The organism is Streptomyces sp. NPDC048352, assembly GCF_040651895.1.
In the GTDB taxonomy this organism is placed as follows: Bacteria; Actinomycetota; Actinomycetes; order Streptomycetales; family Streptomycetaceae; genus Streptomyces.
Genome location: NZ_JBEZKZ010000020.1, coordinates 29,558 through 54,135 on the forward strand (window position 1 = coordinate 29,558; position 24,578 = coordinate 54,135).

Annotated in this window: 16 protein-coding genes; 10 read left to right on the forward strand and 6 right to left on the reverse strand. The window is 68.3% G+C overall.

All coding sequences use genetic code 11. The features are described 5' to 3' along the window. The first annotated feature begins 234 nt into the window (after positions 1 to 234). The 4 genes from rplJ to AB0D45_RS13500 all read left to right on the forward strand — a co-directional run bounded on the left by rplJ (position 235) and on the right by AB0D45_RS13500 (position 9,304). Positions 235 to 765: a 50S ribosomal protein L10 gene (gene rplJ, locus AB0D45_RS13485; RefSeq protein WP_361606076.1), complete on the forward strand. Its 531-nt coding sequence runs from the start codon at positions 235 to 237 to the stop codon at positions 763 to 765. 111 nt (positions 766 to 876) lie between these two features. Further along, the gene (gene rplL / locus AB0D45_RS13490; RefSeq protein ID WP_361606079.1) at positions 877 to 1,263 is read left to right on the forward strand and encodes a 50S ribosomal protein L7/L12; all 387 of its coding nucleotides are present in this window, start codon (positions 877 to 879) and stop codon (positions 1,261 to 1,263) included. 560 nt (positions 1,264 to 1,823) lie between these two features. After that, positions 1,824 to 5,306, forward strand: coding sequence for a DNA-directed RNA polymerase subunit beta (gene rpoB, locus AB0D45_RS13495; protein WP_361606082.1), 3,483 nt, complete (start codon positions 1,824 to 1,826; stop codon positions 5,304 to 5,306). Between the two features lie 98 nt (positions 5,307 to 5,404). Then, positions 5,405 to 9,304: a DNA-directed RNA polymerase subunit beta' gene (locus AB0D45_RS13500; RefSeq protein ID WP_362458112.1), complete on the forward strand. Its 3,900-nt coding sequence runs from the start codon at positions 5,405 to 5,407 to the stop codon at positions 9,302 to 9,304. 60 nt (positions 9,305 to 9,364) lie between these two features. Here the strand turns inward: AB0D45_RS13500 and AB0D45_RS13505 are convergent, their stop codons facing one another. From AB0D45_RS13505 to AB0D45_RS13530, 6 genes are all read right to left on the reverse strand, one after another. Beyond that, positions 9,365 to 10,402 carry a M48 family metalloprotease gene (locus AB0D45_RS13505; protein ID WP_362458115.1) on the reverse strand — a complete coding sequence of 346 codons (1,038 nt, stop codon included), beginning with the start codon at positions 10,400 to 10,402 and terminating at the stop codon, positions 9,365 to 9,367. Further along, positions 10,399 to 11,346 carry a hypothetical protein gene (locus tag AB0D45_RS13510; RefSeq protein WP_361606951.1) on the reverse strand — a complete coding sequence of 316 codons (948 nt, stop codon included), beginning with the start codon at positions 11,344 to 11,346 and terminating at the stop codon, positions 10,399 to 10,401. Before AB0D45_RS13510 ends, AB0D45_RS13505 begins: the two co-directional genes overlap by 4 nt. Positions 11,347 to 11,362: 16 nt before the next feature. Continuing rightward, positions 11,363 to 13,495 (reverse strand): hypothetical protein, encoded by a 2,133-nt coding sequence (locus AB0D45_RS13515; RefSeq protein WP_362458118.1) that lies wholly within the window; start codon positions 13,493 to 13,495, stop codon positions 11,363 to 11,365. Continuing rightward, positions 13,492 to 14,286, reverse strand: coding sequence for a hypothetical protein (locus AB0D45_RS13520; RefSeq protein WP_362458121.1), 795 nt, complete (start codon positions 14,284 to 14,286; stop codon positions 13,492 to 13,494). Before AB0D45_RS13520 ends, AB0D45_RS13515 begins: the two co-directional genes overlap by 4 nt. A gap of 127 nt (positions 14,287 to 14,413) precedes the next feature. Next, positions 14,414 to 15,127, reverse strand: coding sequence for a Crp/Fnr family transcriptional regulator (locus tag AB0D45_RS13525; protein WP_361606942.1), 714 nt, complete (start codon positions 15,125 to 15,127; stop codon positions 14,414 to 14,416). 61 nt (positions 15,128 to 15,188) lie between these two features. Next, entirely contained in the window at positions 15,189 to 17,672 is a 2,484-nt protein-coding gene (locus AB0D45_RS13530; protein WP_362458124.1) for a YfhO family protein, read from the reverse strand. A gap of 402 nt (positions 17,673 to 18,074) precedes the next feature. Here AB0D45_RS13530 and rpsL point away from each other — a divergent pair, with 402 nt between their 5' ends. The 6 genes from rpsL (at position 18,075) to rpsJ (ending at position 24,573) form a co-directional block, all read left to right on the forward strand. After that, positions 18,075 to 18,446, forward strand: coding sequence for a 30S ribosomal protein S12 (gene rpsL / locus AB0D45_RS13535; RefSeq protein ID WP_007265893.1), 372 nt, complete (start codon positions 18,075 to 18,077; stop codon positions 18,444 to 18,446). Positions 18,447 to 18,448: 2 nt separating this feature from the next. Next, the gene (rpsG, locus tag AB0D45_RS13540) at positions 18,449 to 18,919 is read left to right on the forward strand and encodes a 30S ribosomal protein S7 (RefSeq protein WP_007265894.1); all 471 of its coding nucleotides are present in this window, start codon (positions 18,449 to 18,451) and stop codon (positions 18,917 to 18,919) included. Between the two features lie 39 nt (positions 18,920 to 18,958). Beyond that, positions 18,959 to 21,091, forward strand: a complete 2,133-nt coding sequence (fusA, locus tag AB0D45_RS13545) for an elongation factor G (RefSeq protein ID WP_361606934.1) — start codon at positions 18,959 to 18,961, stop codon at positions 21,089 to 21,091. Between the two features lie 150 nt (positions 21,092 to 21,241). Continuing rightward, positions 21,242 to 22,435 (forward strand): elongation factor Tu, encoded by a 1,194-nt coding sequence (gene tuf, locus AB0D45_RS13550; protein WP_361606931.1) that lies wholly within the window; start codon positions 21,242 to 21,244, stop codon positions 22,433 to 22,435. A gap of 176 nt (positions 22,436 to 22,611) precedes the next feature. Beyond that, positions 22,612 to 23,799, forward strand: a complete 1,188-nt coding sequence (locus AB0D45_RS13555; RefSeq protein ID WP_362458129.1) for a hypothetical protein — start codon at positions 22,612 to 22,614, stop codon at positions 23,797 to 23,799. 465 nt (positions 23,800 to 24,264) lie between these two features. Beyond that, positions 24,265 to 24,573, forward strand: coding sequence for a 30S ribosomal protein S10 (gene rpsJ / locus AB0D45_RS13560; protein ID WP_003948644.1), 309 nt, complete (start codon positions 24,265 to 24,267; stop codon positions 24,571 to 24,573). Positions 24,574 to 24,578 lie beyond the last annotated feature (5 nt).

The following is a 24,578-nucleotide window of genomic DNA, read 5'->3' on the forward strand; positions in this document are numbered from 1 at the left end:
CCGCACCCATGGTTCGCGTACGCTTCCACAGAAGCCAAAGACCGCTGGTCGTTGCCGTGCCTGGAAGGGTGCGGTGGCCGAAGGATCCGCTACTGCGGACGACCCGCGCAGGTGACTGAGGAATCGTTCCCGGACTTCGTCCGGTTGAGCTACGCCCTGGCGCCTGCGCCGGGGCGTTTTGTATGTCAGCCCCTTCTGAGCGGTCCTCATCACCCGGAAGGAGGCCGACGCTCTATGGCAAGGCCCGACAAGGCTGCCGACGTAGCCGAGCTTGAGGACAAGTTCCGCAGCTCGAACGCCGTTGTGCTGACCGAGTACCGGGGTCTCACCGTCGCGCAGCTCAAGACGCTGCGTCGCTCGCTCGGTGAGAACGCCCAGTACGCCGTGGTGAAGAACACGCTGACCAAGATTGCGGCTAACAACGCCGGGATCACCTCGCTCGACGACCAGTTCACTGGTCCGACGGGTGCCGCCTTCATCACCGGTGACCCGGTGGAGTCGGCCAAGGGTCTTCGTGACTTCGCCAAGGAGAACCCGAACCTCATCATCAAGGGCGGTGTCCTTGATGGCAAGGCGCTGACCGCCGATGAGATCAAGCAGCTCGCGGACCTCGAGTCCCGCGAGGTTCTGCTCAGCAAGCTGGCCGGCGCGTTCAAGGGCAAGCAGTCTCAGGCTGCCTCGCTCTTCCAGGCGCTGCCGTCGAAGTTCGTCCGCACCGCGGAAGCGCTTCGCGTCAAGCTCGCCGAGCAGGGCGGTGCCGAGTAATTCGGCTCGCGCACTGATCCGCGCCGCCTAGTGCGCGGGTCGTAGCGGGCCGTTACGCCCGCCTCTCTATACATCCGGCACCTGCCGAATTAAGTGGAAGGATCGCCCATCATGGCGAAGCTCTCTCAGGACGACCTCCTCGCCCAGTTCGAGGAGATGACCCTCATCGAGCTCTCCGAGTTCGTGAAGGCCTTCGAGGAGAAGTTCGACGTCACCGCCGCCGCGGCCGTCGCCGTCGCCGCCCCGGGTGCCCCGGGCGCCGGTGCCGCTGCCGAGGTCGAGGAGAAGGACGAGTTCGACGTCATCCTCACCGGCGCCGGCGACAAGAAGATCCAGGTCATCAAGGTCGTGCGCGAGCTGACCTCCCTGGGTCTGAAGGAGGCCAAGGACCTCGTCGACGGCACCCCGAAGCCGGTTCTCGAGAAGGCCAACAAGGAAGCCGCTGACAAGGCCGCTGAGGCCCTCAAGGCTGCCGGCGCCTCCGTCGAGGTCAAGTAACACCTCTGAGGCCGCCTAGACGGCCTCAGCCAAGGGCGATCACCCGTAAGGGTGGTCGCCCTTCGGCGTATCCGCAGTGCCTGACTTGCCCTGGTCTCGTTGGGGAGTAGGGTGATCTTCGTTGCCTCGAAGCAGGGTCCGGAGATGATCCGCTCGGAGCACGGGGCCTTGACGAACGGCCAGCGGCGCGCAATTCTCAGTCCGTCGTGAGGTCGGCCAGCTCGATCCTGGATCCGAGGCATGGATCGACTACGAAGAGGGCAGTACTGATACGCGCTCTGTGTTCGAGAGCCGCAGCGTGTCGGTTGAACAACGTAGGGAAGGGCCTGTTGCCGGTTGCCGGAGACGCGGTCTGGACATCAGTGAGCCGAGTGGCTACACTGACCCTTTGCGCTGCCTGTTAGCTGTCCCCTGCCCGTCGCCAGGGGCATGCCCACGCTCGAGCACATCTGACTGACCGCCCTGACCTGGCCTTTTGGCCAGATCGGAAGCACCTTGTCTTTGTGTCGGCTGGGACCGGTACGCGCGTAGTGAGTCCGAGCCCTCGGAAGGACCCCCTCTTGGCCGCCTCGCGCAACGCCTCGACCAATACGAACAACGGTGCCAGCACCGCCCCGCTGCGCATCTCCTTTGCAAAGATCAAGGAGCCGCTCGAGGTTCCGAACCTCCTGGCGCTGCAGACCGAGAGCTTTGACTGGCTGCTCGGCAACGCCGCCTGGAAGTCCCGCGTCGAGTCGGCGCTTGAGAGTGGACAGGACGTCCCCACCAAGTCCGGTCTGGAAGAGATCTTCGAGGAGATCTCGCCGATCGAGGACTTCTCCGGGTCGATGTCGCTGACCTTCCGCGACCACCGTTTCGAGCCGGCGAAGAACTCCGTCGACGAGTGCAAGGAGCGCGACTTCACGTACGCGGCTCCGCTGTTCGTCACGGCCGAGTTCACGAACAACGAGACCGGAGAGATCAAGTCTCAGACGGTCTTCATGGGCGACTTCCCGCTCATGACCAACAAGGGCACCTTCGTCATCAACGGCACCGAGCGTGTCGTCGTGTCGCAGCTTGTCCGCTCCCCCGGTGTCTACTTCGACTCCTCCATCGACAAGACGTCCGACAAGGACATCTTCTCCGCCAAGATCATCCCGTCCCGGGGTGCCTGGCTGGAGATGGAGGTCGACAAGCGCGACATGGTCGGTGTCCGCATCGACCGCAAGCGCAAGCAGTCCGTCACCGTCCTCCTGAAGGCTCTCGGCTGGACCACCGAGCAGATCCTCGAGGAGTTCGGCGAGTACGAGTCCATGCGCGCCACCCTGGAGAAGGACCACACCCAGGGCCAGGACGACGCGCTGCTCGACATCTACCGCAAGCTGCGCCCGGGCGAGCCGCCGACCCGCGAGGCCGCTCAGACGCTGCTCGAGAACCTCTACTTCAACCCGAAGCGCTACGACCTCGCGAAGGTCGGCCGCTACAAGGTGAACAAGAAGCTCGGCGCCGACGAGCCGCTCGACGCCGGTGTGCTCACCACCGACGACATCATCGCGACGATCAAGTACCTCGTGAAGCTCCACGCGGGCGAGACCGAGACCATCGGTGAGTCGGGCCGTTCGATCGTCGTCGAGACCGACGACATCGACCACTTCGGCAACCGTCGTCTGCGCAACGTCGGCGAGCTCATCCAGAACCAGGTCCGTACGGGTCTCGCCCGTATGGAGCGCGTCGTGCGCGAGCGCATGACCACCCAGGACGTCGAGGCGATCACGCCGCAGACCCTGATCAACATCCGGCCGGTCGTCGCCTCCATCAAGGAGTTCTTCGGCACCAGCCAGCTGTCGCAGTTCATGGACCAGAACAACCCGCTGTCGGGTCTGACGCACAAGCGTCGCCTCTCGGCCCTGGGTCCCGGCGGTCTCTCCCGTGAGCGGGCCGGCTTCGAGGTCCGTGACGTGCACCCGTCGCACTACGGCCGCATGTGTCCGATCGAGACCCCCGAAGGCCCGAACATCGGTCTGATCGGCTCGCTCGCCTCCTACGGCCGCGTCAACGCGTTCGGTTTCATCGAGACCCCGTACCGCAAGGTCGTCGACGGCCAGGTCACCGACGAGGTCGACTACGTCACCGCCGACGAGGAAGACCGCTTCGTCATCGCCCAGGCGAACGCCCGCCTGGACGACGACCTGCGCTTCACCGAGAACCGCGTCCTGGTCCGCAAGCGTGGCGGCGAGGTCGACTACGTCGAGCCGTCCGACGTGGACTACATGGACGTCTCGCCGCGCCAGATGGTGTCCGTCGCGACCGCGATGATCCCCTTCCTCGAGCACGACGACGCCAACCGCGCCCTCATGGGCGCGAACATGATGCGCCAGGCCGTTCCGCTCATCAAGGCGGAGGCCCCGCTCGTCGGCACCGGCATGGAGTACCGCTGTGCGGTCGACGCCGGCGACTCGATCAAGGCGGAGAAGGACGGTGTCGTCCAGGAGGTCTCGGCCGACTACATCACCGTCGCCAACGACGACGGCACGTACACCACGTACCGCGTCGCCAAGTTCTCCCGCTCGAACCAGGGCACCTCGGTCAACCAGAAGGTCATCGTCAACGAGGGCGACCGGATCGTCGAGGCCCAGGTCCTCGCCGACGGCCCGGCCACCGAAGAGGGCGAGATGGCCCTCGGCAAGAACCTGCTCGTCGCGTTCATGCCGTGGGAAGGCCACAACTACGAGGACGCGATCATCCTGTCGCAGCGCCTCGTGCAGGACGACGTCCTCTCCTCGATCCACATCGAGGAGCACGAGGTCGACGCCCGTGACACCAAGCTGGGCCCCGAGGAGATCACCCGGGACATCCCGAACGTCTCCGAGGAGGTCCTCGCCGACCTCGACGAGCGCGGCATCATCCGCATCGGTGCGGACGTCGTCGCCGGCGACATCCTGGTCGGCAAGGTCACGCCCAAGGGTGAGACCGAGCTGACCCCCGAGGAGCGCCTGCTCCGCGCGATCTTCGGTGAGAAGGCCCGCGAGGTGCGCGACACCTCGCTCAAGGTGCCTCACGGTGAGATCGGCAAGGTCATCGGCGTCCGCGTCTTCGACCGCGAGGAGGGCGACGAGCTTCCTCCGGGCGTGAACCAGCTGGTCCGCGTCTACGTCGCCCAGAAGCGCAAGATCACCGACGGTGACAAGCTCGCCGGCCGCCACGGCAACAAGGGCGTCATCTCGAAGATCCTTCCGATCGAGGACATGCCGTTCCTCGAGGACGGAACTCCGGTCGACATCATCCTGAACCCGCTGGGTGTCCCGTCCCGAATGAACCCGGGACAGGTCCTGGAGATCCACCTCGGCTGGCTCGCCAGCCGCGGCTGGGACGTCTCCGGCCTGGCGGACGAGTGGGCGCAGCGCCTCCAGGCGATCGGCGCCGACCAGGTCGCCCCCGGCACCAACGTCGCCACCCCCGTCTTCGACGGTGCGCGTGAGGACGAGCTGGCCGGCCTGCTCCAGCACACCATCCCGAACCGCGACGGCGAGCGCATGGTGCTCCCGACCGGTAAGGCGCGCCTGTTCGACGGCCGCTCCGGCGAGCCGTTCCCGGACCCGATCTCGGTCGGGTACATGTACATCCTCAAGCTGCACCACCTGGTCGACGACAAGCTCCACGCCCGTTCGACCGGTCCGTACTCGATGATCACGCAGCAGCCGCTGGGTGGTAAGGCGCAGTTCGGTGGTCAGCGCTTCGGTGAGATGGAGGTGTGGGCGCTTGAGGCTTACGGTGCCGCGTACGCACTCCAGGAACTCCTGACGATCAAGTCCGACGACGTGACCGGCCGCGTGAAGGTCTACGAGGCCATCGTCAAGGGCGAGAACATCCCCGAGCCGGGCATTCCCGAGTCCTTCAAGGTGCTCATCAAGGAAATGCAGTCGCTCTGCCTCAACGTGGAGGTGCTGTCCTCGGACGGCATGTCCATCGAGATGCGCGACACCGACGAGGACGTCTTCCGCGCGGCGGAGGAGCTCGGTATCGACCTGTCCCGGCGCGAGCCGAGCAGCGTCGAAGAGGTCTGACGGGCCTGGCCGGGGGGATCCGCGTGATCCCCCCGGCCGCCCCCGGGACCGTTCAGACCATGATTGAGACTCGACCCCGAAAGAGGGATTGACGCACAGTGCTCGACGTCAACTTCTTCGACGAGCTGCGGATCGGCCTTGCCACCGCGGACGACATCCGAACCTGGTCCCACGGCGAGGTCAAGAAGCCGGAGACCATCAACTACCGCACCCTCAAGCCCGAGAAGGACGGACTCTTCTGCGAGAAGATCTTCGGTCCGACCCGGGACTGGGAGTGCTACTGCGGCAAGTACAAGCGTGTCCGCTTCAAGGGCATCATCTGTGAGCGCTGTGGCGTCGAGGTCACGCGCGCCAAGGTGCGCCGTGAGCGGATGGGCCACATCGAGCTCGCCGCTCCCGTCACCCACATCTGGTACTTCAAGGGCGTTCCGTCGCGTCTTGGCTACCTGCTCGACCTCGCGCCGAAGGACCTCGAGAAGGTCATCTACTTCGCCGCGTACATGATCACGTTCGTCGACGACGAGCGCCGTCAGCGCGACCTGCCGTCGCTGGAGGCCCACGTCTCCGTCGAGCGCCAGCAGATCGAGAACCGCCGTGACGCGGACCTCGAAGGCCGCGCCAAGAAGCTCGAGAGCGACCTGGGCGAGCTCGAGGCCGAGGGCGCCAAGGCCGACGTGCGCCGCAAGGTGCGCGAAGGCGCCGAGCGCGAGATGAAGCAGCTCCGTGACCGCGCCCAGCGCGAGATCGACCGCCTCGACGAGGTGTGGAACCGCTTCAAGAACCTCAAGGTCCAGGACCTCGAGGGCGACGAGCTGCTCTACCGCGAGCTGCGCGACCGCTTCGGTACGTACTTCGACGGTTCGATGGGTGCCGCGGCGCTGCAGAAGCGCCTGGAGTCCTTCGACCTCGAGGAGGAGGCCGAGCGCCTCCGCGAGATCATCCGTACCGGCAAGGGCCAGAAGAAGACCCGTGCGCTCAAGCGCCTCAAGGTCGTCTCCGCGTTCCTGCAGACCAGCAACAGCCCCAAGGGCATGGTGCTGGACTGCGTGCCGGTCATCCCGCCGGACCTGCGTCCGATGGTGCAGCTGGACGGTGGCCGCTTCGCGACCTCCGACCTGAACGACCTGTACCGCCGCGTGATCAACCGCAACAACCGCCTGAAGCGCCTTCTCGACCTCGGTGCCCCCGAGATCATCGTGAACAACGAGAAGCGCATGCTCCAGGAGGCCGTGGACGCGCTCTTCGACAACGGTCGTCGCGGCCGCCCGGTGACGGGCCCCGGCAACCGCCCGCTGAAGTCCCTCAGCGACATGCTGAAGGGCAAGCAGGGTCGATTCCGTCAGAACCTCCTCGGCAAGCGCGTGGACTACTCCGCGCGTTCCGTGATCGTCGTCGGCCCGCAGCTCAAGCTGCACCAGTGCGGTCTGCCGAAGGCCATGGCGCTGGAGCTCTTCAAGCCGTTCGTGATGAAGCGCCTGGTCGACCTGAACCACGCGCAGAACATCAAGTCGGCGAAGCGCATGGTCGAGCGCGGCCGCACGGTCGTCTACGACGTGCTCGAAGAGGTCATCGCCGAGCACCCGGTGCTGCTGAACCGTGCGCCCACGCTGCACCGCCTCGGCATCCAGGCCTTCGAGCCCCAGCTGGTCGAAGGCAAGGCCATCCAGATCCACCCGCTCGTCTGCACCGCGTTCAACGCGGACTTCGACGGTGACCAGATGGCCGTGCACCTGCCGCTCTCCGCGGAGGCGCAGGCCGAGGCCCGCATCCTGATGCTGTCCTCGAACAACATCCTCAAGCCGGCCGACGGCCGTCCGGTCACGATGCCGACGCAGGACATGGTCCTGGGTCTGTTCTTCCTGACCACCGACGGTGAGCTCCGTGACACCAAGGGCGAGGGCCGCGCGTTCGGCTCCACGGCCGAGGCGATCATGGCGTTCGACGCCGGCGAGCTCGCGCTGCAGTCGTCCGTCGACATCCGCTTCCCGGTGGGCACCATCCCGCCGCGCGGCTGGGTGCCGCCGGTCGCCGAGGAGGGCGAGCAGGAGTTCCAGCCGGGCGACAGCTTCCGTCTGAAGACGACCCTGGGTCGCGCGCTCTTCAACGAGCTGCTGCCCGAGGACTACCCGTTCGTCGACTACTCGGTGGGCAAGAAGCAGCTCTCCGAGATCGTCAACGACCTGGCGGAGCGCTACCCCAAGGTGATCGTGGCGGCGACGCTCGACAACCTGAAGGCGGCCGGCTTCCACTGGGCGACCCGTTCGGGCGTCACCGTGGCCATCTCCGACGTCGTCGTGCCCGAGGCCAAGAAGGCCATCGTCGCGGGCTACGAGGCGCAGGACGAGAAGGTCCAGAAGCAGTACGAGCGCGGTCTGATCACCAAGGACGAGCGCACGCAGGAGCTCATCGCGATCTGGACCAAGGCGACCAACGAGGTTGCCGAGGCGATGAACGCGAACTTCCCCAAGACGAACCCCATCTTCATGATGGTTGACTCGGGTGCCCGAGGAAACATGATGCAGATGCGACAGATCGCCGGTATGCGTGGTCTGGTGTCGAACGCGAAGAACGAGACCATCCCGCGTCCGATCAAGGCGTCCTTCCGTGAGGGCCTCACCGTTCTGGAGTACTTCATCTCCACGCACGGTGCCCGTAAGGGTCTGGCGGACACCGCCCTGCGTACCGCCGACTCGGGTTACCTCACCCGTCGTCTGGTGGACGTCTCGCAGGACGTCATCATCCGCGAGGAGGACTGCGGCACCGAGCGCGGCCTCAAGCTCAAGATCGGTGTCAAGGACGAGGCGGGTGTCCTCCGCAAGGCGGACGACGTCGAGACCTCCGTGTACGCCCGCATGCTGGCCGAGGACGTCGTCATCGACGGCAAGGTCATCGCGCCGGCGAACGTGGACCTCGGCGACGTGCTCATCGACGCCCTCATCGCGAACGGCGTCGAGGAGGTCAAGACCCGCTCGGTCCTGACCTGCGAGTCCGCGGTCGGCACCTGTGCCTTCTGCTACGGCCGCTCGCTGGCCACCGGCAAGCTCGTCGACATCGGCGAGGCGGTCGGCATCATCGCCGCCCAGTCCATCGGTGAGCCCGGTACCCAGCTGACGATGCGTACCTTCCACACCGGTGGTGTGGCCGGTGACGACATCACGCAGGGTCTGCCGCGTGTCGTCGAGCTCTTCGAGGCCCGTACCCCGAAGGGTGTCGCCCCGATCTCCGAGGCCGCCGGCCGCGTGCGGATCGAGGAGACCGAGAAGACGAAGAAGATCGTCATCACGCCCGACGACGGCAGCGAGGAGACGGCCTTCCCGATCTCCAAGCGCGCCAAGGTCATCGTGCACGAGGGCGACCACGTCGAGGTGGGCCAGAAGCTCACCATGGGTGCCACCAACCCGCACGACGTGCTGCGCATCCTCGGCCAGCGTGCCGTCCAGGTCCACCTGGTCGGCGAAGTCCAGAAGGTCTACAACTCGCAGGGCGTGTCGATCCACGACAAGCACATCGAGATCATCATCCGGCAGATGCTGCGCCGCGTGACGATCATCGAGTCCGGCGACGCGGAGCTCCTGCCGGGCGAGCTCGTCGAGCGCTCGAAGTTCGAGACCGAGAACCGTCGTGTGGTCACCGAGGGCGGTCACCCCGCCTCCGGCCGTCCGCAGCTGATGGGTATCACCAAGGCCTCGCTGGCGACGGAGTCCTGGCTGTCGGCCGCCTCCTTCCAGGAGACGACCCGAGTCCTGACGGATGCGGCGATCAACGCCAAGTCCGACAGCCTCATCGGCCTCAAGGAGAACGTCATCATCGGTAAGCTCATCCCGGCCGGTACGGGCCTGTCCCGCTACCGCAACATCCGGGTCGAGCCCACCGAGGAAGCCAAGGCAGCGATGTACTCGGCCGTCGGCTACGACGACATCGACTACTCGCCCTTCGGCACCGGCTCCGGCCAGGCTGTCCCGCTGGAGGACTACGACTACGGCCCGTACAACGGCTGAGTCGTCGAAGAGCAGTAACCGCAGGGCGGTCACCCGAGAGGGTGACCGCCCTGCGGCGTTCTAGGGGCGGGGCGTGAGGTAGCGCTGCAGGTGGTGGAGGCGGGTCCGGTGGTCGGGGTGGGTGGAGAGCAGCCGGGACAGCATGCCGTCGTCGGACGGTGACGCTTCCTCGGCCAGTCCGTCGTGCAGCGTCCGGGAGAGCATCGGACCGAAGCCCAGTGAGGCTGCGTGCATGTCGGCGCGGAGTTCGGCGCGGCGTCCGACGGCGGCGGACAAGTAGGGCAGCGCGAGCAGAAGCAGCGGCAGGCCGTAGGTCAGGGTCAGGGTGGCGAAGGTGATCCACCCAAGCAGGACGATCAGGATGCCTGCGGCCACGTACGAGAACCCGCTCGTGATGCGGATCAGCCCTACGGTGGCTGCGGCCAGGCACTGCCAGGCCAACCGGCCCGGGAGCGAATACCACCAGCTGAGGAGGCTTGTCCATGCGTGCCCGGCGGTGTGATGGCCCAGTTCGTGGGCGAGTACCGCGGCCAGTTGCGCCTCGGGCAGCCGTTCCAGGGCCCGACGGGTGACGGCGACGATATGGCCGGCGGCGGCGAGGGCGTTCAGGTCGTCGCTGTCCTCGATCCACAGCTCGTAGCGGTCGCCGTCCACGCCGGCACGGGCGGTCACCTCACGCCACACGGGGGTCAGCAGGGCCAGCTCGCAAGGGATCGGGTGCTTGAGCCGGAGCAGGTGACGGGCCAGGAACCGCTCGCTGGGGCGGTGGAACGTGAGGGCACCGGAAGCCAGCCACAGGGCGGTCGGCAGCCAGGCCGGCAGCCCGAGCCAGGCTTCCAGCAATGTGGCCATTCCCAGTACGACGAGCAGGCTCGTCAGGAATCCCGGCACGTGCAGAGCGAGCCGGCCGAGGGCGGTGGCGTCGGCGGTGCGCTGCCGGGCGCGGTAATGGACGCGTGTCCCTCCGGGGTGGCGGTAGTCGAGATCGTCGTGCTCCGGGCTGGGCTGCGAGGGGACGTGCGCGGGCGTGGGCGGTGGGGCCTCTGGGTACCGGGGGTAATCCGGCGGGAGACCGGGCGACTCGGCGGGCTTGGTCACCGCGCCCGCTCCGGGCCGGCGGGCGGATGGGGGCGGCGTCCGTAATCGGGCGGCAGCTCCGGGAGCTCCGGCGTGGGCAGTGGGGCATGGGAGTGGGGCGCGAGAGCCTTGTTGATCTGCTCGATCATGAGTTGTCGGGTGCGGTCCAGCTCGTGGGCCTCACCACCGTCGGGGCCCAGGAGCGTCTTGACCTGGTCGAGCTGCGAGCGGAGGAGCGCGAGCTGGTGCTTCTCCATGCTGTCCAGCGCGAGCTGGGTGTCCTCGGGGTGTCGGGCCAGGTGCAGGGCCCAGGCCTGGATGCCGCCCTGGGTGAAGTGTTGCTGGTAGAAGGCGATCTTCTGGGCCTCGTACCGCTGGAGCTCCAGCTCGTGCCGGGCGGCCTGGAGGCGCCGCTCGTGTTCGATGTTGTCGGCGTCGCGGCGCAAGCGGACCGTCCAGTCGACGCGCAGCCCGACGCCTTCGCCGAGCGGCTTGCCGGCGTTCACCGTGGCGAGCAGCCGTTCTTCGGCAGCCGCACTGCCCGTGATGTGGAAGCCTCTGGTCACCGGCCGGCAGGACTGTTCCAGTTCGCCGATCAGCAGCCGGGGGACGTCACGGCAGCCGCTTCGCACGTACAGGGCGGGGTCGGCGACCTGCCAGGTGAGGTCGACCGCTGCTGTGAACTCGTGGGCGTCGTTGTCACTGGGCAGTGAGATCTGCGCCTGGACGGGATGCGCCCCCATGTCCACCTCGTACACGGCGGTGTAGAGACGTGTGGTCCTGGGACGTGGCCGGTTCGGGGGCAGATACGTCACGTACGTGCCCTTCGGGGTCGCGTAGACCAAGGCGTGGTCGATGCGTGTCGCCGCCAGGCCGCCGAACTCGAAGCGGCCGATCTGGCGGACCGTGACGACGGGGTCGGTCAGCTTGGTGTTGCGTTCGGCGCGCTGGTTGAAGTCGTACATCGTGCGGGCCTTCCCTTCAGGCGGGCATGGGGCGGGGGAGCACGGCGCGCAGCCGGGTGGCGACCTGTGGATACGGGCCACCGTCGGGGCCCTGCGGGTTGCGCAGCAGGTAGTCCAGGCGGGAAATCTCGCGGGGGGTCGCGGCCAGCCGGGTCAGCAGCGAGGCCAGCGCCCATTCCGTCTTCTCGTCCTGGTCGGCGGCCTGGATCCAGCCACGCAGCACCCGCTCGGCTTCCTCGGTGAAGGCGCGGTCGTCGAGGGCGTCACGCACGAGCTGCACGATTCCGAGCGCCGCCGGGCTGTCGTCCTGGTCGGCGCGCGCATACCAGTCGAGGACCAGCGGGCGGCCGTGTCCGGCTTCCTCGTCACGCCGACCGCACGCGGTGAGGAAGCCCTGCACGGCGAGCTCGCGGGCGGAACGGTGGTCGGGAAGGCTCCGCAACAGTTCGGCGAGGACGGTGTCCGCTTCGGGTGAGAGCAGGAGGAGGGCGACCGATTTCGGGAGTTCGTCGCGCACCTGCTGGTCGGGGTTCTTCCTCGCGTGCTGCCGTTGGGCCTGGGCGCGCAGGGATGCCAGGGCAGCCTCGGGGCGCTCGGTTCCGATCAGCCCCTGGGCCCGCACCGCGACCCAACAGGGGCGGGGGTCGTCCGCATCCGCGCTCCAGGCGTCGATGATGCGGGGGATGTTCGGCGCGTCGATCTGGTGGGCGAGGGTGAGGGCGCTGACAGCTGTCGTCCGCCTCCGGGCCCTGTCCGAGCGGGCCCAGGGTTCGATGATCAGGGCCATCGTGGACGGCAGGTCCGTGCGCGCGAGTACGGCGGCGGTGGCGGCGGCGCGGGTGCGCACCAGTGGCCGCCCGTCGTCCGCCAGCTCGTTCAGCCACTTCACCAGGGCCGGTCGGGCGGCGGGATGTCCAGTCCACACCTCCGGAAGCAGGACGAGGGCCGTCCGGTCGTCGAGAAAGGCCGCTTTGAGCTGGGTGACCTCGCCCCACTCAGTGTCCTCGGCCTCCGCATACGTATCCGCCCGGGCGAGCTGGAGCCGCTTGCCGATGTGGGTGCTGAAGACGGGGATGGCTTCGTGGCGCTTGGGGTCGCCGACCCGCTGGAGCTGGGAGTACAGCAGGTCGCTGAGCTCTGCCGTCAGGGCGTACGGGCCGCCGTCGAAGGCGGCCAAGGCGATGAGGAAGGCCTTCTCCCGCAGGTGGATGATCTCCTCGGGCTCCGCGAACCACTCGCGCACCTGGTGCTTCAGCGCGCGCAGGGAGTAGTCGGCCAGCTCGCTCTCGTCGCGCTGGCCCACTGCGTACTGGCGTAACTCCGTCGCGTATCCGACGACCTCGCGGAGTTGGTGGTCGCGGGAGAGGAACTCGTCGACGCCTGGGAGGGCGAGCAACCGGGAGGTGGCCTCGGCTCCGACGTCCACGGTGAGCCGGGCGGCCAGGACCGCCTTCTGGCCCGGAGGCTTCCACTCCTCGGGGCGGATGGCGTCTTCCAGGTATGCCCCCACACCGGTGGTGATCACCAGATGGGTCTTCTGTTCGTGCATGAGGTCGCGCAGAGCGTTGAACTGGGCTTCGCGCAATGGGTCGTCGCGGCTGGTGGTCAGGTCGCACAGCACGTAGCCGGCCGCCTTCCCGGGTGTGCCGAACAGGCCCGTCAGGCTCCCCGGGGCCGTGGTGCTGTCCAGGGCGTGCACCGGGGTGGCGCCCACGGAGCGGAGGAGCATGAGCGCGGCAGCCCGGCGCCCGGTGAAGGGTGTCCCCGTGAGGACGAGGACCTGCTCCTTCAAGAGGCGGTCGCGCAGCTGCGCGAAGCGGGTGCCCTCGTCGACGAAGACACCGGACAGCCGGTCGAGGTAGGCAGGCGATATCTCCCCCGAGGCGGGGGTGCCGCTGCCGAGCCCGCCGAAGCTGTAGTGGATTTCGGTGGTGACGTTGCCGATGATCCGGTCGGCGACGACGCCGTGGTTGGTGCCGTCGAACGCCATCGACTTCGGTGCGTGGGCGTGCAGCTCGCGACGGGTGGCCCAGGGTTGCTGGGCCTCCTCCTCGATCTTCTTCTCCTGTTCGGCCGCGCCCCCGCCTTCCGCTGGTGCCGGCTCGGGCTCCTCGGCGGGGTTGGCCGGCTGGTCAGGCTGATCGCTCACCGGCGGTCACCGAAGATGATGTCGCCGTGGACCACGTCGGCCCGGACGGCGTTGCCCTCGATGTGACCGGCGACGAATCCGTCGTTGACGCCCTGGAAGCGGATTCCGGGGGCGTCCGGCCGGCCCTCTCCGGCAGTCACCGCCCCGGCTCCCGCTCCTCGGGGTCCCCGAGGGGGGTCCGTCGACGCGGGGGCCGTCACCGGCTGGGGGGCTGTCCCCGAAGGCAGGGCGCCGTACAGCCACGCCTGTAGCGGGCCGTTCTTGCTGGGCATGGTGATCTCGCGGAATTCCTCCGAAGGGATGCCGGTGTGGTTGTGCCGCACGATCCCGGCGTGGACCGACTGGGAAACACAGAGCGCGTAGTCGTCCGTCCGCTCGCGCAGCGCCGCACGCAGTGGTTCGCCGTCCAGGAGCCGGCAGGCCTCGTTGAGGTCGGTGCCCACCCATCCGTCGTGTTCGTCGATCATCACGATCCCGGTCGCGAGCACGACCCGCAGCCGAATCTGGGCCGAGGCGGCGGCCATCCGATTCACGGCCCGGAGTTGGGCGGGGAACTCCGTCAGCAGGGCGCGCAGCAGGATGTTGAGCGGGACATGCGGGTCGATCAGCTCCATGACCGCGTCGCCCCGGTCGGCGCGCAGCCGTAACGTCTGATCGATTCCGGCGGCCAGCAGGGTCCGGTCGACGACGTCGTACAGCATCCGGCGCAGATAGGCCTGCTGGACGTCGTCGCGGTCGCTGAACCGCTCCGTGTCGACGAGGAGGAAGGTGCGGGGGATCGGGTCGCTCATGCTCGCCTCTCGTGGTGGGCTTCCTGCGGTGACAGCAGGGATGACAAAAGATTGGCGCAGACGGGCGCGCCGCCGAGAGGGCGGATGGCACACCCGGAGTGTGACGGCCTGCACTGAAGGGGACGGTTCAGCTCTCGCCCTGCGCATGGGCGATCCGGCGCAGTACGTCCGGCCGTGTGATCACCGTCGTGCGGCGGCCCGTGATGACGACCCCGCGGTCGCGCAGGTCCTTGAGCTGGCGCTGGACCATCTCGCGGGAGGCCCCGATGGCTCCGCCGATCTCCTGCTTGCTGAGGGGGACGGTGATCTCGATCCCCTCCTCGGTGCGCCGCCCGTGGGTACGGGCCAGGTCCTGGAGCAGGACGGCCAGCCGCTCGCGCACGCTCAGCGAGGCGAACTCCAGCCGCCTCCGGTCGCCGGCGCGTGCGCGGTCCGTGGTGAGGGCCAGGAGCTGGAAGGCGGCGGCGGGGACGCGGGCGAGGAAGGCGCGGAAGCGTTCGGGGGCGACGGCCACGGCGCGCACCGGTTCGAGCGCGGTCACGGTGGCGGAGCGGGCGCGCCCGGTGAGGGCGGCGGATTCGCCGATGATGTCGCCCGGGCCGCGCAGGGCGAGCAGCGCCTCCTTGCCGTTGGCGGCGGAGCTGGTGACCTTCGTCCAGCCGTGGAGGATCAGCAGGACATGGGCGGCGGGTTCGTTCTGGTGGATGAGGTGTGCGCGGGGCGCGAAGGTCAGCTCGTGGCCCAGTGCCCGTAACGCAGCGCCGTCCTCGTCCTCCAAACGGGCGAGGAAGGGGACCCGATCGTCCAGCCCTCCGTCGCCCGCCACGTGCTCCGATGCCATGTGCACCCCCCGGTTGTCAGGGCGGTCAATGTACTGGTCACCGGGGATGCGTGACGGCGGATTAGCGGATCCCGCGGCGGCGTCTGAGGTGGGTCGTTGTGGTGACCGAGGTGAGCGTGAGGAGGGCCAGGGTGGCGGCTGCCAGGCCCGGGGTGAGGCCCTTGGGGGTGAAGGTGCAGGAGAGGTGGCCGGTGCTCGGGGTGACCGGGAGGGAGAGCAGGCCGTTGTGGTCGCGGATCGGGGCCGAGCACTGCCAGCCGGGGATGTTCGTGACGGCAAGGACGGCGGTGCCGGTGGTGTTCGGCGGGAGGGTGGCTTCCAGGGTGTGGCCGCCCGCCCGGACGGTGGTGGCGCCGGTGGCGGTCAGGTGGCGGACCGCCGCGTCGAGGCGGGTGCGGTCCAGGCAGCCGATGGGGGTCGGGCCGGCCGTGGCGTTCTCCGTGCGGGTCTCCACCGTGGTGGTGACCGTGCCGGAGGCGGGGACGGGGCCGAGGGGGAGGACGCCCGTCATGCGGTCCTCGAGGGGGAGGGCGGAGGCGCCGGTGCGTAGCGTGCCGTGGAGGGCGGGGGAGTACCAGTACGCCTCGGAGCCGGGGGTGCACTGGGCCGTGTAGGTCTGGGTGGCGGGGGTGCCCGTCCGGGTGGTCCGCGGGACCTCGTAGACCGTGGCGCCCAGGACGTTCTCCTGGCGGGCGTAGACCGAGCCGGCCGGGTTGGGGGAGGTGTACGGGGCCGTGCGGAGCGTGACCAGGGGAGGGGTGGGGAAGCGGGTCGACGTCCAGGTGTTCGGCTCCGTCCCGGGGCGGACCCGGGCGCCGATGGAGAAGATCGCGTCCAGGACCGGGTTGTCGGCGCCGAAGAAGGTCCGGCCGTCGTTCTTGAAGCCGTAGCCGAGGGGCTCCAGGGCCCGGTAGGTGGCCTCGGGGAGGTAGCTGCTGTAGTACTGCGGTCCCTCCGCCCGGAGGGCGAGGGCGTCGTTGTACGAGGTCTGCGGCGCGCCCGAGTCCGTCCGGTAGGCGGGCCAGCCGTCCGCCTTCTGGACGGCCTCGAAGTGGTTCGTGATCGAGCGGTTCGAGGTCGCGGCGGGGTGGGCCCAGCGCTCGCGGGAGCGGCGGGCGTCCGCGTTGGCCGCGGCGACCGCCGATTCGGCGAAGACGACGCCGATCATCAGCAGCGCGGCCACCGGGACCAGCGCGCGGCGCTTCTCGCCCAGGGCCAGGAGGGTCAGGGCCAGCAGGGACACCGCGCCGCCGGCGAGGACGGCGGGCCAGGTCCAGCCGCCGAAGTCGTCGGCGTGGCGCAGGACGAAGGTGGCCAGGACCAGGAGGCCGGCCGACAGGGCCAGGTGCAGCGGGCGCGGGCGGTTGGCCAGCGCCAGCCAGGCCACCACGACCACCATCCCGCTGAAGACGAAGGCCTCGCGGTACGGGTTGCCGTTCGGCACCGCCAGGCCGTGCCACACGTACTGGGTCGGCGGGAACTGGAAGGACACGAGGACGAGGAGGGTGGCGGCCGCCCATGTCAGGCGGGTGCGCGCCGCGATCCGGCCGTTCAGCAGGAAGCTCCCGGCCAGGATCAGGCCGAGGGAGGCGACGTACAGGCGCGGCCGGCCGCCCCACAGGTGGGTGGCCGGGAGCATCCCGGCGAGGAAGACCTCGATCCGTACGGGGTCGAAGGCACCGGCCTTGGTGGGCTGCGCGGCCCCGCTCGACAGGAACGACGGGAGGAGGAGGGGGAGCGTGAGGAGGATGCCCGTGGCGGCCGCGGTGGCCGCCCGCCCCACGGCGCGCAGCCGCTGCGCGCCCGTCATGTCCAGGGTCACCAGGCGGATCGCCAGCAGGACGCAGGCCGCCATCGTGGCCATCATCGCCGTGTAGAAGTTCCCGAACCAGGCGAGGGCGACCAGCAGCGCCACGCCCGGCCAGCGGCGGCCCTCCAGGCACCACTCGACGGCGATGCCGAGCAGCGGGAGGGCCACCAGGCCCCACAGCCACATGGGGATGTACGAGGCGTCGCTCAGCGCCCACCCGCACAGGCCGTACGTCGCCCCGAGCACCCCGCGCTGCCACCACGGCCCGGGGTGCAGCTTGCCGAGGTAGACGGTCATCAGGGCGGCCGCGGTGCCCATCGTGACCGGGGTGATCACGAAGACGGCCAGGTCCACGTGTTCGCGCGGCACCAGCACCGCGAGCCAGGAGAAGGGGTTGCCGAGGTAGGTGTAGTAGTCGGACAGGAACTGCTGTCCGAAGCCTCCCCGCCAGGTGAACAGCACGTCGCCGGCGGCCTGGCCGTGCACCAGGTCCCAGAGGGCGCGGTGGAAGGGCACGTACTGGTTGGCCTGGTCGTTGACGGCCCGGCCCGTGTCGCCGAAGGGGAAGGTGCCCCGGGCCACCCAGGCCGCGCAGAAGGCGCCCGAGGTGACGAGGAAGGCCAGCAGCGGCCCGTACAGCCGGGAGAGCCCGGTTCGCCGCCGTGACCTGGGGGCCCGGCCGCCGTCAGGGGGCGGGGTTTCCGCCGTCGCCGGCTCCGTGCTGACCGTCCCCAATGTCCTGCTCCTGGCGCTCGTACGATGTGGACTGATTCGCTGGGATTCGGTGCGCAGTGTAGTTCGCCCGCACTACCACGCCGGTGCGCGCTGCGCGCGCCCGCCCCGTCCGACAGGGGCCGCGCCCGTGCGGCGCCTGAGCTGTGCGCTCGTCCCGGGGGCCGCGGTGCGGCTTATGTTTTGACCGGAGTGGATGCGGTGGGTACGCTCAGACCTTGTGCCTGGGGTGTGCCTGGGCTCCCGTGCGTGTCCATCAACCGCACGAGAGAGTCGACGGCCACTGCGATCCACGCGTCTTTCCGCTTCTGCGGGGAGCTCCGCCGGATCCGACACACCCGACCGCGTGGGTCGGCAAAGTTCCAGGTTAGCTTCACTACACGGCACACAGAAACCGGAGAAGTAGTGCCTACGATCCAGCAGCTGGTCCGTAAGGGCCGGCAGGACAAGGTCGAGAAGACAAAGACTCCCGCGCTCGAGGCTTCGCCCCAGCGTCGCGGCGTCTGCACGCGTGTGTTCACGACCACCCCGAAGAAGCCGAACTCGGCGCTCCGTAAGGTCGCGCGTGTGCGTCTGACCTCCGGCATCGAGGTCACCGCTTACATTCCGGGTGAGGGACACAACCTGCAGGAGCACTCCATCGTGCTCGTGCGTGGTGGCCGTGTGAAGGACCTGCCGGGTGTTCGTTACAAGATCATCCGCGGTGCGCTTGACACCCAGGCTGTCAAGAACCGCAAGCAGGCCCGCAGCCGCTACGGCGCCAAGAAGGAGAAGTAAGAATGCCTCGTAAGGGCCCCGCCCCGAAGCGCCCGGTCATCATCGACCCGGTCTACGCATCTCCTCTGGTGACCTCGCTCATCAACAAGATCCTGCTGAACGGCAAGCGCTCCACCGCCGAGCGCATCGTCTACGGCGCCATGGAAGGCCTCCGCGAGAAGACCGGCAACGACCCGGTCATCACGCTGAAGCGCGCGCTGGAGAACGTCAAGCCGTCCCTCGAGGTCAAGTCCCGCCGTGTCGGTGGCGCGACCTACCAGGTCCCCGTCGAGGTCAAGCCGGGTCGCCAGTCGACCCTGGCCCTCCGCTGGCTCGTGGGTTACTCCCGCGCCCGCCGTGAGAAGACCATGACCGAGCGCCTCATGAACGAGCTGCTCGACGCCTCCAACGGTCTTGGCGCTGCCGTCAAGAAGCGCGAGGACACGCACAAGATGGCCGAGTCCAACAAGGCCTTCGCGCACTACCGCTGGTAGTCCCACCCCACATCGAGACCGAGAGAAGACCGAAGCCTTATGGCTACCACTTCGCTTGACCTGGCCAAGGTGCGCAACATCGGCATCATGGCCCACATCGACGCGGGCAAGACGACCACCACCGAGCGCATCCTGTTCTACACCGGTGTGTCGTACAAGATCGGTGAGGTCCACGACGGCGCTGCCACGATGGACTGGATGGAGCAGGAGCAGGAGCGCGGCATCACGATCACGTCCGCCGCGACGACCTGTCACTGGCCGCTCGAGGACGTCGACCACACCATCAACATCATCGACACCCCGGGTCACGTTGACTTCACGGTCGAGGTGGAGCGTTCGCTCCGCGTCCTCGACGGTGCCGTCACCGTGTTCGACGGTGTCGCCGGTGTGGAGCCGCAGTCCGAGACCGTTTGGCGTCAGGCGGACCGCTACGGCGTGCCGCGCATCTGCTTCGTCAACAAGCTCGACCGTACCGGCGCCGAGTTCATGCGCTGCGTCGACATGATCAAGGACCGCCTCGGTGCGGTTCCGATCGTCATGCAGCTGCCGATCGGTGCCGAGGCGGACTTCAAGGGCGTCGTCGACCTCGTCCGCATGAAGGCGCTCGTGTGGTCCGCCGAGGCCACCAAGGGCGAGATGTACGACGTCGTCGACATCCCGGCCACGCACACCGAGCTGGCCGAGGAGTGGCGCGCCACCCTCGTCGAGCAGGTCGCCGAGAACGACGAAGAGATGATGGAGCTCTTCCTCGAGGGCACCGAGCCCACCGAGGAGCAGCTGCACGCGGCCGTGCGCCGCATCATCCTCGGCTCCGGCAAGGGCAAGGGCGAGCCCACGATCACCGCGGTGTTCTGCGGTACGGCGTTCAAGAACAAGGGCGTCCAGCCCCTGCTCGACGCCGTCGTGCGCTACCTCCCGTCCCCCCTGGACATCGAGGCCATCGAGGGCCACGACGTCAAGGACGCCGAGGTCGTCGTGCGGCGCAAGCCGTCGGACGAGGAGCCCCTCGCGGCGCTCGCGTTCAAGATCATGAGCGACCCGCACCTCGGCAAGCTCACCTTCGTCCGGGTTTACTCGGGCCGCCTGGAGGCCGGCACTGCGGTGCTGAACTCCGTCAAGGGCAAGAAGGAGCGCATCGGCAAGATCTACCGCATGCACGCGAACAAGCGTGAGGAGATCGACTCGGTGGGCGCCGGCGACATCGTCGCCGTCATGGGCCTGAAGCAGACCACCACCGGTGAGACGCTGTGTGACGACAAGAACCAGGTGATCCTGGAGTCCATGGACTTCCCGGCCCCGGTCATCCAGGTCGCCATCGAGCCCAAGTCCAAGGGTGACCAGGAGAAGCTGGGTGTCGCCATCCAGCGTCTCGCGGAGGAGGACCCCTCCTTCCACGTTCACTCGGACGAGGAGACGGGCCAGACCATCCTCGGCGGTATGGGCGAGCTGCACCTCGAGGTGCTGGTCGACCGTATGAAGCGCGAGTTCAAGGTCGAGGCCAACGTCGGCAAGCCGCAGGTCGCGTACCGTGAGACGATCCGCAAGGCCGTCGAGCGTCACGACTACACCCACAAGAAGCAGACCGGTGGTACCGGTCAGTTCGCGAAGGTGCAGATCGCGATCGAGCCGATCACGGACGCCGATGGTCCGGCGTACGAGTTCGTCAACAAGGTCACCGGTGGCCGCGTGCCGAAGGAGTACATCCCTTCGGTCGACGCCGGTGCGCAGGAGGCCATGCAGTTCGGCATCCTGGCCGGCTACGAGATGACGGGCGTCCGCGTCACGCTTCTCGACGGTGGCTACCACGAGGTCGACTCCTCCGAGCTCGCCTTCAAGATCGCCGGTTCGCAGGCCTTCAAGGAGGCCGCGCGCAAGGCTTCTCCCGTGCTCCTCGAGCCGATGATGGCCGTCGAGGTCACCACGCCGGAGGAGTCCATGGGCGACGTCATCGGTGACATCAACTCCCGCCGTGGCCAGATCCAGGCCATGGAGGACCGTCACGGAGCCAAGATCGTCAAGGGCCTCGTGCCGCTTTCGGAGATGTTCGGCTACGTCGGAGACCTCCGCAGCAAGACCTCGGGTCGCGCCAGCTACTCGATGCAGTTCGACTCCTACGCCGAGGTTCCGCGGAACGTCGCCGAGGAGATCATCGCGAAGGCCAAGGGCGAGTAACTCTTCCGAGTACACGCTTTAGGCTTGTCACCGGAGCCTCTGGGGCAACAGGAGCAACCCTCCCGTTGCCCCGGGGAACCCGGCTTCCCAGCAAAGATCACCTGGCGCCGATCTGTAAGGCGTACAGAACCACTCTCCAGGAGGACCCCCGTGGCGAAGGCGAAGTTCGAGCGGACTAAGCCGCACGTCAACATCGGCACCATCGGTCACATTGACCACGGTAAGACGACCCTCACGGCCGCCATTACCAAGGTGCTGCACGACGCGTACCCGGACCTGAACGAGGCCTCGGCCTTCGACCAGATCGACAAGGCTCCTGAGGAGCGCCAGCGCGGTATCACCATCTCCATCGCGCACGTCGAGTACCAGACCGAGGCGCGTCACTACGCCCACGTTGACTGCCCCGGTCACGCGGACTACATCAAGAACATGATCACGGGTGCCGCGCAGATGGACGGCGCGATCCTCGTGGTCGCCGCCACCGACGGCCCGATGCCGCAGACCAAGGAGCACGTGCTCCTGGCCCGCCAGGTCGGCGTCCCCTACATCGTCGTCGCCCTGAACAAGGCCGACATGGTGGACGACGAGGAGATCCTGGAGCTCGTCGAGCTCGAGGTCCGTGAGCTGCTCTCCGAGTACGACTTCCCGGGCGACGACCTGCCGGTCGTCCAGGTCTCCGCGCTGAAGGCGCTCGAGGGCGACAAGGAGTGGGGCGAGAAGCTCCTCGGCCTCATGAAGGCCGTCGACGAGTCGATCCCCACCCCGCCGCGTGACACCGACAAGCCGTTCCTCATGCCCGTCGAGGACGTCTTCACGATCACCGGTCGTGGCACCGTCGTCACCGGTCGTATCGAGCGTGGTGTCCTGAAGGTCAACGAGACCGTCGACATCATCGGCATCAAGACCGAGAAGACCACCACCACGGTCACCGGCATCGAGATGTTCCGCAAGCTGCTCGACGAGGGCCAGGCCGGCGAGAACGTCGGTCTGCTCCTCCGTGGCATCAAGCGCGAGGACGTCGAGCGCGGCCAGGTCATCATCAAGCCCGGTTCGGTCACGCCGCACACCGAGTTCGAGGCCGCCGCGTACATCCTGTCGAAGGACGAGGGTGGCCGTCACACCCCGTTCTTCAACAACTACCGCCCGCAGTTCTACTTCCGTACCACGGACGTGACCGGCGTCGTCACCCTCCCCGAGGGCACCGAGATGGTCATGCCGGGCGACAACACCGACATGACGGTCGCGCTGATCCAGCCGGTCGCCATGGAGGAGGGCCTGAAGTTCGCCATCCGTGAGGGTGGTCGTACCGTGGGCGCCGGCCAGGTCACCAAGATCACGAAGTAATTCGTGTTCTGACCTGGTAGCTCGCGAGAGCGAGCACCTTGTCCGACCGAGGGACCCCTCTCCCACCGCTCCGGCGGTGGGGGAGGGGTCCTTTGTCGTACCCCCCCGGTAATCATGGACGCGGGGCCGTGAGAGGCTCCGGCACGGATCACGTACGAACGTTCGGGGTGGGGATCATGGGGCGGCAGGACGCCGACGGGGCCGGGATATCGGACGAGGAGTGGGCGCGCTTCAGCGAGCAGCTCGCGCGGGAGGGCGCGGACGCGCCGAAGGAGCCGTCCGCGCGGGCGCGGATGGTCACCGAGCGGCTGCGGCGCGAGGACGCGGAGCGCGAACGGGCCGCCGGCCGGCGCCGCTTCGGGACGGGCCGGCCCGCGCCGAGTGACCCGCCGGGCTGGCGTACGGGGCCTGCCTGGCAGGAGCTGGAGGGCCGGCGCCGGCGCCGCCGGGGGCTCAAGGCCACCGCGGCGATCGTGGGCGTCGCGGCCCTGGCGCTGGTCGTCGTACGGCCGGAGCTGCTGATCGACCGGCTGACCGGCAAGACCGAGGCCCGTCGGGCGGCCGCCGGGGCCCCGCCGCTGCCGGCCGAGTCCGCCCGCCCGACGGCGGCCCCGGAGGCCGGCTACCCGGACCGTCCGACCCTGAAGGAGCCGTTCCGGGGCTCTCCGGCCCTCCAGTGGGCCGATGGCGCCGCCGCCATCGAGGTCCCGGAGGCCAGTGCCGTGGGCGGGATGTCGAAGGAACAGGTCGCGGACGCGCTGGCGAAGACCAAGGCGCTGCTGGTCGCGTCCAACCTGGACCCCGCCGCCCTGCGGGGAGAGCGACCCCAGGCGGCGCTGGACCTGCTGGACCCGCTCCAGAGCGACGGGAGGGGCCTCATGGAGCAGGCGCTCGCCCGCCCCTCGGCGGACGCGGACCCGCTGTGGCTGGTCAGCCGGTTCGACCCGGCGGAGGTCCGGGTCCACGGCGACGTGGTCAAGACGCGCGGCCGGATGAGCTTCGACAGCAGCCGGGACGGCGAGGTGAAGGTGCACGCCGACTACACCTTCGTGTACCCCGTGGTCCGGGCGAAGCCCGGCGCGGACGAGGTGGCCCGCACGGTGGTGCGGCGCACGATGGTCCTGGCGCTGTCCGACCCGCGCAAGGTGGTCGCGACCGCGGGCAAGCTCCAGGTCGTGGAGTGGCGGGAGACCGCCGGCAACGACGACTGCACGCGGGAGGGGACCGGCTTCCTCCACCCCCAGTTCGACAGCGAGCTCAGGGCGCCCGGGCCGGGCCCGTCCGGGCCGGTCGTGGATCCGTACGACCGGAGCAGGTCCATGGCCGAGCTGCCGCAGGAGTGCACGACGGCATCCCGCTCCTGACCTGGGAGGAACCCCCCGGGCAAACGCGCGGCGCGGTTTGACGTGTCCGCGCGGCGGGGTAAGCTCTTCGCCCCGATTGGCCAGGTACGTGTCTCGTATGGCAGACTACTCAAGTTGCTCGGTTGAGTGCCGATGCTGTGCGCCTCCCGCCGGGAGGACCGGAAGCGAGTCCCACAGTACTCGTCGTCCTTAATCTGCCTTTCGGGGCAGCAATGAGGGCGGACGTACGGGAATCTTCTGGGAAGTGTCAGCACGGTGCCCACCAGGCACTCGGCGGGTGTTTCTCCCCCGATGCGCGGTCAAGGACCGCACCCCCTTGGACGAGGGAATTCCCTATGGGAATTTTCTGTAGAGGGAGTGCGACACGCCCGACCGCGTGGGTCGGAGAGAAGCCGCAGAACCCCGGTTCTGCAGCCTTCCGGGAGCCAGAGCGTTTCCACACAGAGACAGGACTACGGAGTAGCCATGGCGGGACAGAAGATCCGCATCCGGCTCAAGGCCTACGACCACGAGGTCATCGACTCCTCGGCGAAGAAGATCGTCGAGACGGTGACGCGCACTGGTGCGTCGGTCGCGGGCCCGGTGCCGCTGCCCACTGAGAAGAACGTGTACTGCGTCATCAAGTCGCCGCACAAGTACAAGGACTCGCGCGAGCACTTCGAGATGCGCACGCACAAGCGCCTGATCGACATCCTCGACCCGACGCCCAAGACCGTTGACTCGCTGATGCGCCTGGACCTTCCGGCCGGCGTTGACATCGAGATCAAGCTCTGAGAGGC